Below are 17,016 nucleotides of genomic sequence, written 5' to 3'. Positions count from 1 at the left end.
TGTCAACCCATGCGAAGGTCCAAGTACCGGCGCGCTGATTCCACGGCGTGGTTCAGCGGTCGGCGCCGCATCATCGCCGTTGCGGCGGCGTCACTGGCCGCGTTCGGCGGTGTCGTGACGGTCACGCAGATCTCCAACGCCGGCACCGAGAAGAACACGGTCCGGAACCGTGCTCTCGCGGCTTGCGACAATCTGCAGGCGCCCGCGAACTCGAAGCTCTCCACCCAGACCCGGAAGGGCACGTACACCACGGACAACGGCCAGGTCACGCAGCACGCGGACGACGGGGCCGGCAACGTGGCGACGACTGACCAGGTTCGGTCCCGCTGCCGGGACTGGGTGCTGAAGAACGTCTCCGAGAACGCTGTCCAGGCGACCACCCAGGCCCGCCGTGGCAACAACAACGGCGGTAACCAGGCCAACACCGGCAAGCCCCAGGCGAGCGTGGCGGCGACCCAGCAGGGTGGTCAGCAGCAGGGTGGTCAGCAGCAGGGCGGTCAGCAGCAGGGCGGTCAGCAGCAGGGCGGTCAGCAGCAGGGCGGTCAGCAGCAGGGCGGTCAGCAGCAGGGCGGTCAGCAGCAGGGTGGCCAGCAGCAGGGTGGCCAGCAGCAGGGTGGCCAGCAGCAGGGTGGCCAGCAGCAGGGCGGTCAGCAGCAGGGCGGTCAGCAGCAGGGCGGTCAGCAGCAGGGCGGTCAGCAGCAGGGCGGTCAGCAGGGCGGTCAGCAGCAGGGCGGTCAGCAGCAGGGCGGTCAGCAGCAGGGCGGTCAGCAGGGTGGAGGGGCAGTCACCCCGCCGCCCGGCGCGGGCCTCGGTGTCATCGCCAACAGCTGCGACAACTCCAACCTGCCGCCGCACGACGGTTTCCAGAAGGGCAACCGCTGTGTCTCGACCGAGTTCGGTGAGGTAGCCGCGGCCGCCAACAACGCGACCCTGCTGATCACCAACGCGCCCAAGCAGGTCAACCGGAACCAGCCCTTCACGCTGCAGGTCAGCACCCGCAACCTGATCCGTGACCGCTTCCTCGCGGCCGGCCAGGGCGGTTACTACGTGGAGAGCAGCGTCCTCCAGGGCGGCCTGGTCCGCGGCCACTTCCACACCGCGTGCCGGATCCTGGACAACCGCAACGCGGCCCCCGCTCCCGACCCGGTGCCGGCGTTCTTCGTCGCCACCGAGGACAACAAGGGCGGCGCCGCCCCGGACACCGTCGCCATCCAGGTGCCGGGCCTGCCCCAGTCGGGCGAGTTCCAGTGCTCCTCGTGGGCGGGTGACGGTTCGCACCGTACGCCGATGATGGAGCGCGCCAACCAGACGCCGGCCTTCGACTCGGTCCGCATCCGGGTCCGCTGACCGGCGGCACAACCACCGCGGAGCCGGACGCCGCTCCACCGGGACCGAACCGGACCGGGTCTCCCAACCCGGTCCGGGCCCCCCATCGGGACCGGTGGCCGTCCAACCCCCTGCCGGACGAGTACGCGGCAGACAACCCGGCCACCACCGGGTAACGGTTCCGCAAAGGTGACCGGACCTTTCTCGGGTGTCCGGTCACGGCCCGATGGCCCTGACCCCGGAGCAAGGTCAGGGCCATCGGCGTGCCCGGATGTTCCCCCCGGAAGCCGGACCGGTGGCATAGTGGCGCGGTGACGGTGACCCGCAGGCTGACCCCGCCGGAGCGATACTCCTTCGGCGCCTCGGTGCGGCCGCTGCTGGTGCCGAAGTCGGATCCATGCGGCCTGGTCCGCGAGGACGGGTTCTGGCTCGCCATGCGGACCCCGGAGGGCCCGGCCACGCTGCATCTGGCCCGCTCGGCGGGCGAACTGGTCGCGACCGGTCACGGGCCGGGCGCCCGGTGGGCCGCCGACCGCGCGGACGCGATCGCCGGCCTGCGCGACGACCTGAGCGGCTTCCCGGCGCTGGCGACGCGGCATCCGCTGGTCGAGCGCCTGGCGAAGACCTTCTCGGGGGTACGCCTACCGGCCACCGGACACCTCTTCCCGCGCCTGTTGCGGGCGATCCTGGAGCAGAAGGTCACCGGCAAGGAGGCGCACCGGTCGTACCGCGCGGTGTGCCGTCATTTCGGTGAGCCGGCGCCCGGCCCGGTGGAGCTGGTGTTGCCGCCCGATCCGGCTGTCGTGGCGGCCACCGCCTACTGGGTGTTCCATCCGTTCGGCGTGGAGCAGCGCCGCACCCAGGCTCTGCTGCGTGCCGCGCAGGTCGCCGCCCGGCTGGAGAGCTGTGCCGGCGCGGCCGAGGCGACGGCCCGGCTGACCGCCCTGCCCGGCATCGGCCCGTGGACCGCCGCCGAGACGGTCCGGTACGCCTTCGGTGATGCCGACGCGGTCAGTGTCGGCGACTTCCACATCCCCAACACGGTCGCCTACGCCCTGGCCGGCGAGGCCCGAGGCACCGACGAGCGGATGCTGGAGCTGCTGGAGCCCTTCCCGGGGCACCGCGGCCGGGTCTGTGGCCTGCTCGCGTTGGGCGGCATCGCGGCGCCGAAATTCGGGCCACGGATGCCGCTGCGGTCGTTCTCCCGGTTCTGATCCGGTCGAGTCGCTAAATTGTTCGGGAATTTGTGACTTTTTCCCGAAGGGTGCGTTGATGGATGGCATCGGTGGGCCGATCCTCCTGGTTTTCCTACTGATCCTGGTCAACGCCGTGTTCACCGGCAGCGAGATGGCGCTGATCTCGCTGCGTGAGGGCCAGGTGCAGCGACTGGAACGGGAGTCCCGGTCCGGCCGGGTGCTGGCACGGCTGACCCGTGATTCGAACCGTTTCCTGGCCACCATCCAGATCGGAATCACCCTCGGCGGTTTCCTGGCGTCCGCGGTGGTCGCCATCTACCTGTCCCAGCCACTGGTCGAGCGGCTCGAGTTCCTGGGCGCCGCCGCCGAGCCGGCCGCCACCGTCCTGACCACCGTGGTGCTGACCTTCGTCACCCTCGTCCTCGGGGAGCTCGCGCCGAAGAGGATCGCCATGCAACGGGCCGAAGGCTGGGCGCTGCTCGTGGCCCGGCCGCTGGACATGCTGTCGAACATCTCCCGCCCGGCCGTCTGGCTGCTCGCCCACGCCACCAACGGGGTGGTCCGGCTGGCCGGCAGCGACCCGCACGCCCAGCGCGACGAGGTCACCCCTGAGGAGATCCGCGACCTGGTCGCCGCCCAGCAGGAGTTCTCCGCGGAGCAGCGGACCATCATCTCCGGTGCCTTCGCGATCGCCGACCGCATCCTGCGGGAGATCCTGGTGCCCCGCCGCGACGTGCTCACCCTGGCCAGTGGCCGGCCGGCGCCGGAGGCCCTGCGCACGCTGATCGACGGCGGCCACTCCCGGGCGCCGGTGATCGGCCCGGCCGGGCTGGACGACGTGATCGGCGTGGTGCACCTGCGCGACCTGGTCGGCGCCACCGGGCCGGTCGACGACGTGGCCCGGCCGCCGCTCTTCCTGCCGGAGACGCTGCGGGTGTCGGACGCTCTCATGCAGCTGCGCGCCGAACGCCAGCCGCTCGCCCTGATCGTCGACGAACGCGGGGCCATCGACGGCATCGTCACCATCGAGGACCTGGTCGAGGAGATCGTCGGGGAGATCTACGACGAGACCGACTCCGATGTGGCGGCGACCGTCCGGGAGCCGGACGGCGCCCTGCTCATGCCGGGTTCGTTCCCCATCCACGACCTGCCCGACGTGGGTTTCCACGGGGATCCGCCGGAGGACGGCGACTACACCACCATCGCCGGGATGGTGCTGGCCCGGCTCGGGCACATCCCCACCGAGCCGGGCGAGGTGGTGACGCTGCCCGAGTTCACCGCCGAGGTGACCGAGGTGACCGGCCGGGCCATCACCGAGGTACGAGTCCGCGCACTGCCCGCGGAGACCCACGGCGACTGACGTTCTGTGCGACGTCGCCGGGCGGTGTGAGCAATAGGCTGCCGTCCATGACAGAGTCGTCGAGCGCCTACGAATACCTGGACAACGTGGATCCGCGGGAGCAGGCCCGTCTCGCGGCGGTGCGCCGTTACCGCCTGGTCGACCAGCCGGTGGAGGACGCGTACGACCGGATCGCCTTCGTGGCCGGCGCTGTCTTCGGCACACCGATCGCCACCGTGTCCCTGGTCGAGCAGGACCGGGTGTGGCTGGCGGCCTGTCAGGGCCTGACCGGCGTACGGGAGGTCGGCAAGGAACCCGGCCTGTGCGCCTCGGTGATCGCCCAGGACGACGTCTACGTCATCAACAACGCGGCCGTCGACCCGCGCACGCTGGAACATCCGCTGGTCCGCGGCGAGCTGGGCCTGCGCTTCTACGCCGCCGCGCCGATCCGCACCCATGACGGTTACCGCCTGGGCACCGTCAACGTGATCGACAGCGTGCCCCGGGAGGCGAACCCGCGCCAGCTCGAGGCCCTGCAGCACCTGGCCTCGATCGTCGCCGACGAGCTGGAACTGCGGCTCATGGTGATCCGCAGCGCGGCCGCCGAACAACGCATGCGGGAAACCGTGAACTGATCACGCCAGGTGGGTATGTCTCCAGGCATGATCTGGAACCTCATCCGCAGAATCGTCCTGACCGCTGTCCTCGTCCCGCTCGGCGTCGCCGGAGCCCGCAAGCTCAGCGACACGGTCGAGCGCCGGCGTGGTCCCAACAATCGCGCGTCGCGCCTGCTCCGCCGGGGCGCCGACACCGCGCAGACCCTGTTCGGCCGCAAGAAGCGGCGCCGGTTCAGCTTCCGCTGATTGGTTTCTTCCCGGACCGGGTAACGGCGGCGACATGCGTACCCCCCGCACGATCGCCGTCGTTGCCCACCAGCGGAAAACCCTCGGCGGCGGACTCGACGAGCTGCGCCGGCTCCTCACCGGGCGCGGCGTCGAGAAGCTGCTCTGGTTCGAGGTCCCGAAGAGCCGCAAGGCCCCGAAGAAGGTCCGTAAGGCCGTCGAGGCCGGCGCGGACCTGCTCGTCGTCTGGGGCGGTGACGGCATGGTCCAGCGCACCCTCGACACCCTCGCCGGTTTCAAGCGCGGCAAGCGCGTTCCGGTCGCCATCATGCCCGCCGGCACCGGCAACCTGCTCGCCGGCAACCTCGGCATCCCCACCGACCTGGAGAAGGCCGTCGACATCGCCTTCACCGGCGAACGATGCCACTTCGACCTCGGCGAACTCGGCGGTGAACACTTCGCGGTGATGGCCGGCGTCGGCTTCGACGGCGCCATGATCAAGGACGCCGACGGCGCTCTCAAGGACCGCCTCGGCAAGCTCGCCTACGTCTGGACCGGTCTCCGGCACGTCAACGGCGAAGCCCCGCACGCGAAGATCAAGGTCGACGGCACCGACTGGTTCGACGGCGAGGCGAGCTGCGTCCTCATCGGCAACGTCGGCACCATCACCGGCGGCATCCGCGCCTTCGACGACGCGGTCCCCGACGACGGCTGGCTCGACGTCGGCGTCGCCACCGCCCACAACGCCCTCCAATGGGCGCGTGCCCTCGGCACCATGGCGGTCAGCCGCTCCGACAAGTCCCCGTTCGTCCGCACCACCCGCGCCCGCCGCATCGACGTCGAACTCGCCGGCAAACTCGTATACGAACTCGACGGCGGCGCCCGCTCCAAGACCAGGAAGTTCACCGCGTCCGTGGTCCCGGCCGCTGTCCAGATCTGCGTTCCCGCTTCGGTCTGACCTTTCTTGTACGCGACTCGCACCCCTCAACCGCACCATCGCCGTCCCGCGCCCCGGGCGCAGCGTGGTGGCCGGCATCGGGCGCTCTGGCGGAGCGCGGTCCGGTGCGAGGCCCCGGGGTCAGCCGGTGTGCTGGCACCGGCTGACCACCCCGGGCCGCGAGCGGGAGGTCAGACGATCTGCTGCCACCAGCCGTCGACGGAGGGCGGATTGTCGACGTCGACCCGCTCACCGGGACGCGGCACGGCCAGCTTCACGTCGCGGGCCTTGGCCTCCCGCCAGGTGCGGTCGGCGGGTTCGGCCCAGTCGTGCAGGGCCAGGTTGAAGGTTGCCCAGTGCACCGGGATCATCAGGCCGCCGCGCACGTCGACGTGGGTGGCGACGCCGTCCTCGGGCGTCATGTGGATGTCCGGCCAGTCCTCGCCGTACGCCCCGATCTGCACCAGGGTGGCGTCGAAGGGGCCGTGCTCCGCGCCGATCTCCGCGAAGCCCGGGAAGTACCCGGTGTCGCCGGAGTAGAAGACCTTCCGGTTCGGCCCGTTGATCACCCAGCTGGCCCAGAGTGTCTCGTCCCGGGTGAGGCCTCGCCCGGAGAAGTGCCGGGCCGGCGTGGCCACGAACTCGATGCCGCCGACCGTGGCGCGTTCGTTCCAGTCGAGTTCGACGATGCGGCCGGCGGGGACGCCCCAGCGCTCCAGGTGCGCTCCGACGCCGAGCGGCACCAGGAACCTGGCGGCCTGCAGGTCGGCCAGGTTCTGGATGGTCACCATGTCGAGGTGGTCGTAGTGGTCGTGGGAGATCAGCACGGCGTCGATCGGGGGCAGCTCACGCAGCGGCACCGGGGGCTCGTGCAGCCGGCGCGGGCCGGCCAGCCGGGACGGGGAGCAGCGATCGCTCCACACCGGGTCGAGCAGGACCCGCCGGCCCTCGATCTCGATCAGGGCGGACGAGTGGCCGTACCAGGTGATGTGCAGTCCGTCGGCGTCGCCGCCGGGAGCGGCGGTGACCAGCGGGACCGGCAGACGCGGGCGGCGGGCCTCCCGGCCGGTGGCCGCCGCGACGGCCAGCCGCGGCACCGAGGCCGCGACGACCTCGGTGGCGGGCACGGTGTTGCGGAACTTGCCGCCCGCGAACTGCGGCGACGACTCGACCCTCGTCCGGCGGGCGCCGCCGGCGCGGCCACCGATCTGCGCGGGCACGTCACGGGCGGCCCACACCGCCGCGGCGGCAAGCGCCAGAGCCATCACGGTACGTGTACGCGTTCGCTTCGCCATGGTCTCCAGTCTGGCCTGCCCGGGTTCATGTCGGCCAGCGTGCCCCTCAGTAACTCCTCAGCAAGTGACCGGTATGACACACTGCCGCGGTGACGCAAGACACCCTTCAGGCGCAGACCCATCTCATCGTGCGCCAGCGCATTCGTCTCATGGTCAACCAGTACGAGGTCCACGCCGTCTCCCCGGACGGTCAGGAGGCCGGCATCCTCGCGTTCGCCCAGCAGAAGCGGCTGGCGTTCAAGGAACAGGTGACGCTCTACACCGACGACACCAAGCAGGTTCCGCTGCTCGGTTTCAAGGCCCGTCAGGTCATCGACCTGGGCGCGACCTACGACGTGACCGACGCGAACGGCCAGCCCATCGGACTGTTCCGGAAGAACTTCGCGGCCTCGCTGCTGCGGTCCACCTGGATCGTGGAGCAGCCGGGCTACGGCGAGGTGACCGGGCAGGAGCGCAACCAGTGGGTGGCGATCCTGCGCCGGTTCATCGACTACCTGTCCTGGCTGCCGTACCACTTCGACTTCACCATTGCGGGCCGCCCGGGCTTCTCGGTGATGCGCAAGTGGGGTCTGCGGGACACGTACCAGGTGAGCATCCACGACCCCTACCTGGACCGCCGCCTCGTGGTTGCCATGGCCGTCGCGTTGGACGCTCTGCAGAGTCGGTAGATTCTCCGGGCATGGATGATCCACGTGCCCAGCGCCTCTTCGGTGACAGTCTGGTGGCCCCCGGAGATCTGGCGCAGAGCCCGTTCCGGGTGGACCGGGACCGGATCGTCAGTTCACCGTTCCTGGCCCGCCTCGCCGGGGTCACCCAGGTGATCAGCCCTGGCGGGTCGGGGCTGCTGGTGCACAACCGCCTCACCCACAGTCTCAAGGTGGCCCAGGTGGGCCGGGCGATCGCCGAGCGGGTCCGGGCCGCGCACCCGGATCTGTCCGAGAAGCTGGGCGGCTGCGACCCGGACGTGGTGGAGGCGGCGGCGCTCGCCCACGACCTGGGGCATCCGCCGTTCGGGCACCTCGGCGAGCGGGTGCTGGACAGGCTGGCCCGGCAGCGGCTCGGGCTGCGGGACGGGTTCGAGGGCAACGCGCAGTCGTACCGGATCGTCACCAGCACGGAGATCCGCGGTCAGGCGACGATCGGGCTGAACCTGACGAACGCGGTCCGCGCCGCGATCCTCAAGTACCCGTGGACCCGCACCACCCACCCGGAGCCGCACCCCCGGTTCATGGACCCGCCGCCGCGCGGCGCCGCCGGGGTGCCCGACGACCCGGACGGTGGCTCCCTCAAGTTCGGCGCCTACTCCACCGAGGTCGGGGACGTGCGCGCGGCCCGGGCTCCGTTCGCCGGCCGGGTCGCCGACTGGCAGCAGACCGTCGAGGCCTCGGTGATGGACACCGCCGACGACATCGCCTACGCCATCCACGACCTTGAGGACGTGCACCGCGTCGGCGTGCTCCAGCAGGGCGCGGTCGCCTCGGAGTTGATGGCCTGGCAGCGCTGGGGCAGCGAGTCCGACCCGGCCCGGGCCGGCGGCGCCATCGAGTCGCTGCGCCGCCAGCTGCACCGCAAGGACGGGTGGATCGCCGACGACGAGGCCTTCGCCGACGCCGTCGAACTGGTCCGCGCCGAGCTCGTCGACGGCCTGCTGGCCCGGCCGTTCGACGGTTCGCTGGAGTCGGAGGCCCGGGTCGCCGCCTTCTCGGCGAACTGGACCCACCGCCTCGTCATCTCGGCCGAGATGATCGGCCAGCCGGCCGTCCGCAGCGGTCACGTCCAGTTGTCCCGCGCCCAGTGGCACGAGGTGCAGGTCCTGAAGTTCGTGCAGAACCGCTTCGTCCTCGAACGGCCCGACCTGGCCCTGCACCAGCGCGGCCAGGCCCGCCTGCTCGCTTCCCTGGTCGAGGCCCTGCTCGCCTGGCTGACCGACCCTGACGAGGAGCAGCGCCTGCCCCGCCGCCTCCGCGACCTCGTCGAACTCGCCGAATCCGAACTCCCCGCCGGCACCCCGGAACGCCTCTCCCGCGCCCGCGGCCGCGCCGTCGTCGACTTCGTCGCCGGCCTCACCGACGGCCAGGCCGTCGGCCTGATGGAGGCCCTCTCCGGCCGCTCCCGCCAGCTGTGGACCGACGCCCTGGTCCTGTGACGGGCCGCTTTCCTCTTTCTCGTACGGCCACCCCGCCCCGGGATCCGCCCGATCGTCGCGGTGGGGCCGGGAGTGGCAGCGGCGTCGCGCGGGAGCCACGGGACGGGTGTGGTGCGGTTGAGGGGCGCGACGAGCGTACGAGAGAGGGATCCGGGTTTTGACCTTCCCCGCAGGCCGTCTCAGATCAGCAGCCCGCCGGTGGCGCGGATGTTCTGGCCGGTGATCCAGGCGGCGTCGGGGCCGGCGAGGAAGGCGACGACCGCGGCGATGTCGGCGGGCCGGCCGAGGCGCTGGAGGGCGGTGAGGGCGACCGTCTGCTGGATGGCCTCGGCCGGGTTGGCGGCGTGCAGCATCTCGGTGTCGGTGGCGCCCGGCGAGACGGTGTTGACGGTGATGCCGCGGGGGCCGAGTTCACGCGCCGCGACGGCGGTCACCTGTTCGAGCGCGGCCTTGCTGGCGCAGTAGAGGGCACCACCGGCCGGGGGCACGGCGGTGTTGAGGCTGGAGACGCTGACGACCCGGCCGCCGTCGCGCAGCAGCGGGATCGCCGATCGGAGTGCGAAGAGCGGAAACTTGGTGTTGACGGTCAGGACCCGGTCGAAGTCGTCCGGGGTGAGGTCGGCGATGGTTCTGCTGAAGCTGATCCCGGCGTTGTTGACCAGGATGTCCAGGCCGTCGCGGACCGGTTCGAAGATCGCTGGGAGGGTGGCGAGGTCGGCCTGGTCGCAGCGGACCGCCTCGGCGCCGATCTCGTCGGCCAGGGCGTCCGCGGCGTCCTTGGCACGGTGGTAGGTGAACACGACCCGGGCTCCGTCGGTGGCGAGCCGCTGCACGACGGCCCGCCCGATTCCGCGTGAGCCCCCGGTGACGAGCGCCGTCTTGCCGGTGAGTGGAAGCGTCATGCCCGTCGATGCTATACGCGGGGAAGGTGTCAGGTCCGGGTGCGGGGAAAGGGCAGGCGCAGCGCGCCCGGCGCGTGGGCGGGGACCGCGGGGGAGCGCGGGGCCACCGGCGACAACCGCTGGTAACCGGCGCCGACGGCCGGCCGGGGGTCGGCTTCGCCTTTGTTGGGCCAGAGGGCGATGGCCCGTTCGGCCAGGGCGGTGATGGTCAACGACGGGTTGACCCCGAGGTTGGCGGGCACCGCCGACCCGTCGATCACGTGCAGGCCGGGGTGGCCGAAGACCCGGTGGTAGGCGTCCACCACGCCGGTCGAGGCGGATTCGCCGATGGTGGCGCCGCCGAGGATGTGGGCGGTGAGCGGGATGTTGAAGAGGTCGCCGACGGTCCCGCCGGGGTAGCCGCCGATCCGGTCGGCCATCCGGCGGACCGCCTCGTGCCCGACCGGGATCCACGTGGGGTTGGGTTTGCCGTGCCCGATCGAGGTGGTCAGCCGGCCTCGGCGGGTGCGGCGGACGGTGAGCGAGTTGTCGACCGACTGCATGACCAGGGCGATGATGGTCCGTTCGCTCCACCGGCGGACCGACAGCGAGTGCCCGAGCACCACCGGATGCCGCAGCGCCTGCCAGAGGAACCGCAGTGGCCGCGGCATCCGCCCGCCGCCGTCGACCAGGATCGTCGACAGCAGGCCCATGGCGTTGCTGCGCGGCCCGTACCGGACCGGTTCGATGTGGGTGTCGGGGTCGGGGTGGAACGACGACGTGATCGCGATGCCCTGCGAGAAGGGTTGTGCGGGCACGGTCTTGGTGGCGGCGCCGAGCAGCGCTTCGGAGTTGGTCCGGGTGAGCCGGCCGACGCGGTCGGAGATGCCGGGCAGCACCCCGGTGTCCTTCATGGCGTGCAGCAGCCGCTGGGTGCCGAGCGCCCCGGCGGACAGGATCACCTGCCCGGCGGTGAAGACGCCGCGGGTGGTCTCGACCCGCCATCCGTCGCCGTCCGGCCGCAGCGTGGTGACCTCGGTGTCCGGGTGCACCACCGCCCCGGCCTGTTCGGCGAGGTAGAGGTAGTTGACGTCGAGCCGGTTCTTCGCGCCGATCTTGCATCCGATCATGCAGTTGCCGCATTCGACGCAGCCGGTCCGTTCCGGTCCGGCGCCCCCGAAGTAGGGGTCGGGCACGGTCTTTCCGGCTTCGCCGAAGAACACCCCGACGGGGGTACGCCGGAACGTGTGCCCCACGCCCATGTCCTCGGCGACCTGTTTGATGACGAGGTCGGACGGTGTCATGGTGGGCTGTTCGGTGACGCCGAGCATCCGGGACGCCTGGTCGTAGAAGGGCGCCAGCTCCTGCGCCCAATCGGTGATCCCGGCCCAGTGCGGATCGGCGAAGAACGGCGCCGGCGGCACGTAGAGGGTGTTGGCGTAGACGAGCGAGCCGCCGCCGACCCCTGCCGCGGAGAGCACCATGATGTCTTTGAGCAGGGTGATCCGCTGCATGCCGCGGAGCCCGAGCTTCGGTGCCCAGAGGAAGTTGCGCAGGTCCCACGAGGTCTTCGGCAGAGTCTCCGGGGTGAAACGCCGGCCGGCTTCCAGCACGCCGACCCGGTAACCCTTCTCCGCCAGCCGCAGAGCGCTGACGCTGCCGCCGAAGCCGCTGCCCACGATCACGATGTCGAAATGCGCCGCCATCGTGTTACCTAAGCATTACCGGTGAGTAACGTTCAAGAGTCAGCGTCGATAGATCCTGATCGAATGGCCTACGTGGTCTATCTCCTGGGAAGTGGCGATCATCCGTTTCAGGCGGGGTCCGGGGATCGCCACCCGCGAGTCGGAGACCACCAGCAGGCCGCGCACCTGGTCCTCCGGCACCGAGTACGGATCCCGCGCCGGGATTCCGTAGTAGGCGGGCACCCCGGAGCCCTTGTAGGCCAGCCAGACCTGCTCGCCCGGGTACGCGCTCCGGAGATGCTGCCCGAGCCGGGCCAGGTCCTGCCCCCAGTCGACGTTGGCGTCGTGCAGGTTGAGGTGGGTCCGCGCGGTCCCGCCGAACGCCTCGTTGGAATAGGGGAGATAGAACGGGAACGTCAGAAGCGAGCTGACCGCGACCCAGAGCACGAGCACGCCCGCCGCGATCCTCGACCACTTCAGCTCGATCAGCGCGACGGCCCCGGCGGCGACGCCCAGGAAGAGCGGCAGGAAGATCGCGTACCGGGTGCCGTAATTGCGTGACCCCAGCATGCTGACCAGCAGCAGCGCCGCCGAGACGGGCAGCAGGTAGAGCAGCGCCACCCGCAGCCGCGGGACCACCAGCATGGTGAGGACGCCACCCACCCAGAGCGCCAGCATCGCCAGCGGTGTCTTGATCAGGATCGCGACCGGCATGTAGTACCACCGCGACCCCTTGTAGGGCTCGCCCAGCAGGAAGCCGTTGAAGGTCCGGTCCTCGAACCGGAACTGGATCAGCATCCCGTCCCGGTAGGCCTCCGGGAACGGCAGCAGGCTCACCGCCAGCCCTTTCAGCCCGCGCACGTCCGGCAGGCCGGGCGGAGTGCTCCAGCGCAACCGCGGATCCACCGCGAGGTAGGCGAGCCACACCACCACCACCGCGACCACTCCGGCGCCCAGCGCCGCTCCCGCGGCGATCAGCAGGCGTCGCTTCAGCTCATCCGTCCGGGCGCGCCAGACCGAGAGCGCGACGACACCGACCAGCAGCGGTACGGCGGGAAGCATGCTCGCCCGGGTCGCGAGCGCCGCTCCCAGCGCCGCCCCGGCGAGAGGCGCGTAGGGCAGGGGGCGGCCCCGGGCACGCCAGGCCAGCCAGAAGGCGGTCAGCAGCATTCCGGCCGCCGGCACGTCCAGGGTGGCGAGCGAGCCGTGCGCGATCACGTCGGGGGAGAAGCTGTAGAGCGCGAGGGCGATCAGCCCCGCCACCGGCCCGGCCACGTCACGGGCGAAGGCCAGCACCACCAGCCCGAAGAGCAGGGTGAGAAGGATGACCGGCAACCGGGCCAGCAGCATCACCTGGAACGGGTTGTTGCCGTTCTCGTAGAGCAGGTGCCGGCCGAGCAGGGTCTGGTTGCCGTTGAAGCCCGGGTCCAGCTCGGGGTCGGCGAACGCCGTCCCGGCCGCGATGATCAGCTTGCCGAGCGGCGGGTGTTCCGGGTTGTAGCGCAGGCTGTGCTGCTGCCGGTAGACCTCGGCGGTCGCCACGTAGACCGGCTCGTCGATCGTCGGTGACTGCTGGATCGCCGTGGTCACCATGGCGAAGGCCATCTGCCCGAGCATCGCCACGACCGCCAGGATGAAGATCAGGCGTCGGCGCTGCATCGGGCCAATCTATCCGGGGCACAGCGCCGGTCCGCTGAAGGGGCGAGTCGCGGCGTGGCGTCCCTCGGCGGCCCGTCGCCCGGTCAGATGCCGACGGTGCGGGTGGCGACCAGGCCCCGGGAGGCGTCGCCGGTCACCGACGGTATCTCCAGCGCCCACCCACCGGTGAAGCATCCGTCGCCGGCCAGGCTCAGCCCGTCGAGCTGACGGCGCTCGGCCGCGCAGTACGCCTTGGTGCAGGCGTCGCCGGGCATCGCGAGCTGGGCCGCGTGCAGCAGGCCGTCGTCGTCGCCGTCACGGTGCACCGCGAAGTGCACGTGCGGCCAGTGCCCGGTGTGCGCGCCGGGGAACGCGCTGGTGAACGACACCCAGCCGGCCGGATCCACGGCCTGCCGTCCCCGGGAACGGTGGCCGCCGCAGTGCCAGAGGCTGACCGCGCAGCCCGTCCGCGGGCGCCCGGAGTTGGCGCTCACCAGCCGCAGTTTCACGGTGAGTGGCACACCGCGTACGACGTCGTCCCGGTGCTCTGTCATGGCAGCCTGTTCGGCACGGATGAGGATTCGTGAACCCGATCCCGGTAGCAGAACAGGAGCACCCCGGCCCTCCGGTGGGCGGGGGTGCTCCTGGTGTGTTTCGGCTCAGACGGCGGACGGGATGCGGTCCGGTTCCTGCTCGTCGTAGGCGGCCTGGGCGGCCGCGAGCTTGCCGGGGAACTGCTGGCAGGTGCGGTACAGCTTGAAGATCAGGAACGCCTCGAAGGCGAGCAGGCCGGCGCCGGCCGCGATGGTGACCGGGAAGATCAGGCCGGTGATCGGGGCGATGATGAAGACCGACATCTCGTACTCGATACCGCTGATCAGGTGCGTGCGGATGCGGTTGCGGCGCAGCGTGGCGCCGATCCGCCGCTTCAGCGAGGTGTTGCCCGGGGCGGTGACGGCGGGCTCCGGCATCTCGTCGGCCGGCTCGCCCATCCCGGCGGCGGGCTCGGCCTCCACCGGGGTCGGGACGCGGAAGGCGGCGATCTGGTCCTTCATGCTGTTGCGGACCTTGGTCATCTGGGCGCTGTTCAGGTAGCGGAACAGGTCCAGGAAGATCGCCACAGCCATCAGCCAGAGGAACGCGACGTCGTGCGTCTTCGCGTACTGCCCGCCGAACAGGGCCAGCGCGATGAAGAAGACCCGCACCCGGTCGAGGACGAAGTCGAGCCACTGCCCGAACATCGTGCCCGTCCCGTTCAGCCGGGCGATCTTCCCGTCCATGCAGTCGACCACGAAGCTGATGTGGAACAGGATTCCACCCGCGACGAGGGCCCACCGGTCACCGACGGCGAAACAGGCGGCCGCGCCGAATCCGAAGATCGACGCGATCAGGGTCAGAACATTGGGCGTGATCCATCGGTACGGCGCCACGAGGCGCACCAGTCGCGACGCCAGCGGGTCGACCAGAAGCACGGTCCACCACGCGTCGACCGGCTTATAGGTCCGTTCCCGGATCTCCTGCAAGGTCACCTTCACGCGCGGCACTTTAGACCTTAATCCCATGAAAACGCCACGTGGCCCGCCGGTGAACCAAGGTCACTACCTGCGGTAATGCTTATCAGGGCGGCCAGTAGTCGAATTCTGACGAATTTATTGCAATTGTGTATCGATCGGGCCGTTCCCATGTCGGATCGCCCGGCCCAGCAATTGTACGCCCCACCCCGAGATCCGCGACCGGAGCGCTATTGATCGACTTCGTCACCGTCGCCGCGCGTGGGTGCGCCAGGCCCCCTGACGGGGTAGGGCTGGCACTACCGACAACGTGGCGCCCGATGGCCAGGATGATGACATGGACTCGCGTGACTGGATCCGTGACGGAATCCGCGCCGTGGCCGGCGGGGTGCTCGCCATCCCCCTCGCCATCGTCAACATCCCCCTGTTCGTCTTCTTCGTGGTCAGCCTCGTGCTGACCCCGGTGCTCGGGCTGGGGCTGGTGCTGCTGCCGCTGGTGACGCTGCTGATCCGGGCCCGCGCCGACCTGGCGCGCCGCCTCGCCGCCGGCCGGGGCGTGACCATCGCCCGGCCGTACCGGCCACGCCCGGAGAAGGCGATCTTCGGAGGCCTGCGCTACTACCACTGGCTGATCACCGACCCGGCGACCTGGCGCGACCTGGCCTGGCTGCTTCCCGGCGCGGTCGGTGGCCTGGCGCTGGGCGTGCTGTCGCTGGCCGTCCCGGTGTACGGGGTGGAGGGCATCCTGCTCATCCCGCTCTGGGTCTGGCTCGGCACGGACAGCTACGGCTACGGCATGATCTGGCCGATCGAGACCCTCGGCGAGGGCTTCCTGTCCCTGCCGCAGGGCGCGCTGATCCTGTCCGCCGGCATCGCCGCGGCCCCTCACCTGCGGCGCGCCGACGCCCTCCTCTCCCGGGTGTTCCTGGCGCCCACCCGCGCCGCCGAGTTGCGCCTGCGGGTCAGTCAGCTGACCGTCACCCGGGCCGACACGGTCGACGCCCAGGCCGCCGAGCTGCGCCGGATCGAGCGCGATCTGCACGACGGGGCACAGGCCCGGCTGGTGGCCCTGGGCATGACCATCGGGCTGGCCGAGGAGATCGTCGACGCCGACCCGGCCACCGCCCGCAAGTTGATGGCCGAGGCCCGGGAGACCAGTTCGGCCGCCCTGGTGGAGCTGCGGCACCTGGTCCGCGGCATCCACCCCCCGGTGCTCGCCGAGCGCGGCCTGGAAGGCGCGGTCCGGGCCCTGACGATGGCCCTGCCGGTTCCCTCCACGGTGACCGCGTCCCTGCCGGGCCGGCTGGACACGCCGGTCGAGTCGGCCGCCTATTTCGCCGTCGCCGAGGCGCTGGCCAACGCCGTCCGGCACAGTGTGGCCCGTCACACCGCCGTGGAGATGTGGCACACCGGCGAGACGCTCTGTCTGCGGGTCAGCGACGACGGCCAGGGCGGGGCCGATCCGTCCGCCGGCACCGGGCTGCGAGGCATCGAGCGCCGTCTAGCCGCCTTCGATGGCACGATGAGCCTGTCCAGCCCGCCGGGCGGACCGACTGTCGTGACCATGGAGCTGCCGTGCGTGTTGTCCTCGCCGAAGATCTCGCCCTCCTCCGCGACGGGCTGACCCGGCTCCTGGAGGCGTTCGACTTCGAGGTGGTCGCGGCGGTCGACAACGGACCGTCGCTGCTGCCGGCGTTGCTGGAGCACCGCCCGGACGTGGCGGTGGTGGACGTGCGGCTGCCGCCCACCTTTACCGACGAGGGTCTGCAGGCGGCGATCGAGGCCCGGCAGAAGGTGCCCGGCATGCCGGTGCTGGTCCTCTCCCAGCACGTCGAGCCGCTCTATGCCCGCGAACTGCTGACCGACCGGGCCGGTGGGGTCGGCTATCTGCTGAAGGACCGGGTGGCGAACGTGGCCCAGTTCATCGACGCGGTGCGCCGGGTGGCGGCCGGTGGCACCGCGATGGACCCGGAGGTCGTCGGTCAGTTGCTGGCCCGCAACCGGTCACCGCTGGCCGGGCTGACCGTCCGGGAGCGTGAGGTGCTCGGGCTGATGGCCGAGGGCCGGTCGAACGGGGCGATCGCCGCCAAGCTGTTCGTCGGGGAGAAGGCGGTCAGCAAGCACATCAGCAGCATCTTCACGAAACTGGCCCTGCCGCCCTCGGACGACGACCACCGCCGCGTCCTAGCCGTCCTCGCCTACCTCGACGTCTGACAGACG

The 17,016-nt window shown here is 71.0% G+C and carries 16 protein-coding genes; 10 read left to right on the top strand and 6 right to left on the bottom strand.

Annotation, left to right across the window (positions count from 1 at the left end; all coding sequences use genetic code 11):
- Positions 1-9 precede the first annotated feature (9 nt).
- From QLQ12_RS31870 to QLQ12_RS31845, 6 genes are all read left to right on the top strand, one after another.
- Positions 10-1,347 (top strand): Pecanex-like protein 1, encoded by a 1,338-nt coding sequence (locus QLQ12_RS31870; RefSeq protein ID WP_282764228.1) that lies wholly within the window; start codon positions 10-12, stop codon positions 1,345-1,347.
- A gap of 290 nt (positions 1,348-1,637) precedes the next feature.
- A complete protein-coding gene (locus tag QLQ12_RS31865) occupies positions 1,638-2,540 on the top strand; it encodes a DNA-3-methyladenine glycosylase family protein (RefSeq protein ID WP_407651645.1) in 903 nt (300 codons plus the stop codon).
- Between the two features lie 58 nt (positions 2,541-2,598).
- Positions 2,599-3,882, top strand: coding sequence for a hemolysin family protein (locus tag QLQ12_RS31860; protein ID WP_282764226.1), 1,284 nt, complete (start codon positions 2,599-2,601; stop codon positions 3,880-3,882).
- Positions 3,883-3,929: 47 nt separating this feature from the next.
- Positions 3,930-4,496 carry a GAF domain-containing protein gene (locus QLQ12_RS31855; RefSeq protein ID WP_282764225.1) on the top strand — a complete coding sequence of 189 codons (567 nt, stop codon included), beginning with the start codon at positions 3,930-3,932 and terminating at the stop codon, positions 4,494-4,496.
- A gap of 27 nt (positions 4,497-4,523) precedes the next feature.
- Entirely contained in the window at positions 4,524-4,724 is a 201-nt protein-coding gene (locus QLQ12_RS31850) for a hypothetical protein (protein ID WP_282764224.1), read from the top strand.
- Between the two features lie 34 nt (positions 4,725-4,758).
- Entirely contained in the window at positions 4,759-5,661 is a 903-nt protein-coding gene (locus QLQ12_RS31845) for a diacylglycerol/lipid kinase family protein (RefSeq protein WP_282764223.1), read from the top strand.
- A gap of 170 nt (positions 5,662-5,831) precedes the next feature.
- On the opposite strand, the gene QLQ12_RS31840 is transcribed toward QLQ12_RS31845, so the two are convergent.
- Positions 5,832-6,935, bottom strand: coding sequence for an MBL fold metallo-hydrolase (locus QLQ12_RS31840; RefSeq protein WP_282764222.1), 1,104 nt, complete (start codon positions 6,933-6,935; stop codon positions 5,832-5,834).
- Positions 6,936-7,024: 89 nt separating this feature from the next.
- Between QLQ12_RS31840 and QLQ12_RS31835 the strand changes: the two genes are divergently transcribed.
- A complete protein-coding gene (locus tag QLQ12_RS31835) occupies positions 7,025-7,603 on the top strand; it encodes an LURP-one-related/scramblase family protein (protein ID WP_407651644.1) in 579 nt (192 codons plus the stop codon).
- A gap of 11 nt (positions 7,604-7,614) precedes the next feature.
- The gene (locus QLQ12_RS31830) at positions 7,615-9,081 is read left to right on the top strand and encodes a deoxyguanosinetriphosphate triphosphohydrolase family protein (RefSeq protein ID WP_282764221.1); all 1,467 of its coding nucleotides are present in this window, start codon (positions 7,615-7,617) and stop codon (positions 9,079-9,081) included.
- A 179-nt stretch (positions 9,082-9,260) separates the two neighbouring features.
- On the opposite strand, the gene QLQ12_RS31825 is transcribed toward QLQ12_RS31830, so the two are convergent.
- The 5 genes from QLQ12_RS31825 to QLQ12_RS31805 all read right to left on the bottom strand — a co-directional run bounded on the left by QLQ12_RS31825 (position 9,261) and on the right by QLQ12_RS31805 (position 14,820).
- Complete coding sequence (locus QLQ12_RS31825) at positions 9,261-9,983, bottom strand: SDR family oxidoreductase (RefSeq protein ID WP_282764220.1); 723 nt, start codon at positions 9,981-9,983, stop codon at positions 9,261-9,263.
- Between the two features lie 29 nt (positions 9,984-10,012).
- On the bottom strand, positions 10,013-11,668 hold the full coding sequence (locus QLQ12_RS31820) for a GMC oxidoreductase (protein WP_282764219.1): 1,656 nt from the start codon (positions 11,666-11,668) through the stop codon (positions 10,013-10,015).
- A gap of 39 nt (positions 11,669-11,707) precedes the next feature.
- Complete coding sequence (locus QLQ12_RS31815) at positions 11,708-13,306, bottom strand: phospholipid carrier-dependent glycosyltransferase (RefSeq protein ID WP_282764218.1); 1,599 nt, start codon at positions 13,304-13,306, stop codon at positions 11,708-11,710.
- An 83-nt stretch (positions 13,307-13,389) separates the two neighbouring features.
- Complete coding sequence (locus QLQ12_RS31810) at positions 13,390-13,839, bottom strand: peptidase associated/transthyretin-like domain-containing protein (RefSeq protein WP_282764217.1); 450 nt, start codon at positions 13,837-13,839, stop codon at positions 13,390-13,392.
- A 105-nt stretch (positions 13,840-13,944) separates the two neighbouring features.
- Positions 13,945-14,820: a CDP-alcohol phosphatidyltransferase family protein gene (locus QLQ12_RS31805; RefSeq protein WP_282764216.1), complete on the bottom strand. Its 876-nt coding sequence runs from the start codon at positions 14,818-14,820 to the stop codon at positions 13,945-13,947.
- Between the two features lie 313 nt (positions 14,821-15,133).
- Between QLQ12_RS31805 and QLQ12_RS31800 the strand changes: the two genes are divergently transcribed.
- Both QLQ12_RS31800 and QLQ12_RS31795 read left to right on the top strand, forming a co-directional pair.
- Positions 15,134-16,420, top strand: coding sequence for a sensor histidine kinase (locus tag QLQ12_RS31800; RefSeq protein ID WP_282764215.1), 1,287 nt, complete (start codon positions 15,134-15,136; stop codon positions 16,418-16,420).
- Complete coding sequence (locus tag QLQ12_RS31795; RefSeq protein WP_282764214.1) at positions 16,372-17,010, top strand: response regulator transcription factor; 639 nt, start codon at positions 16,372-16,374, stop codon at positions 17,008-17,010. The genes QLQ12_RS31800 and QLQ12_RS31795 overlap by 49 nt, the downstream gene beginning before the upstream one ends.
- Positions 17,011-17,016: the final 6 nt, after the last annotated feature.

It is taken from the genome of Actinoplanes sandaracinus, assembly GCF_030009775.1.
GTDB lineage: Bacteria > Actinomycetota > Actinomycetes > Mycobacteriales > Micromonosporaceae > Actinoplanes > Actinoplanes sandaracinus.
This window is presented reverse-complemented; position numbering and strand designations above follow the sequence as displayed.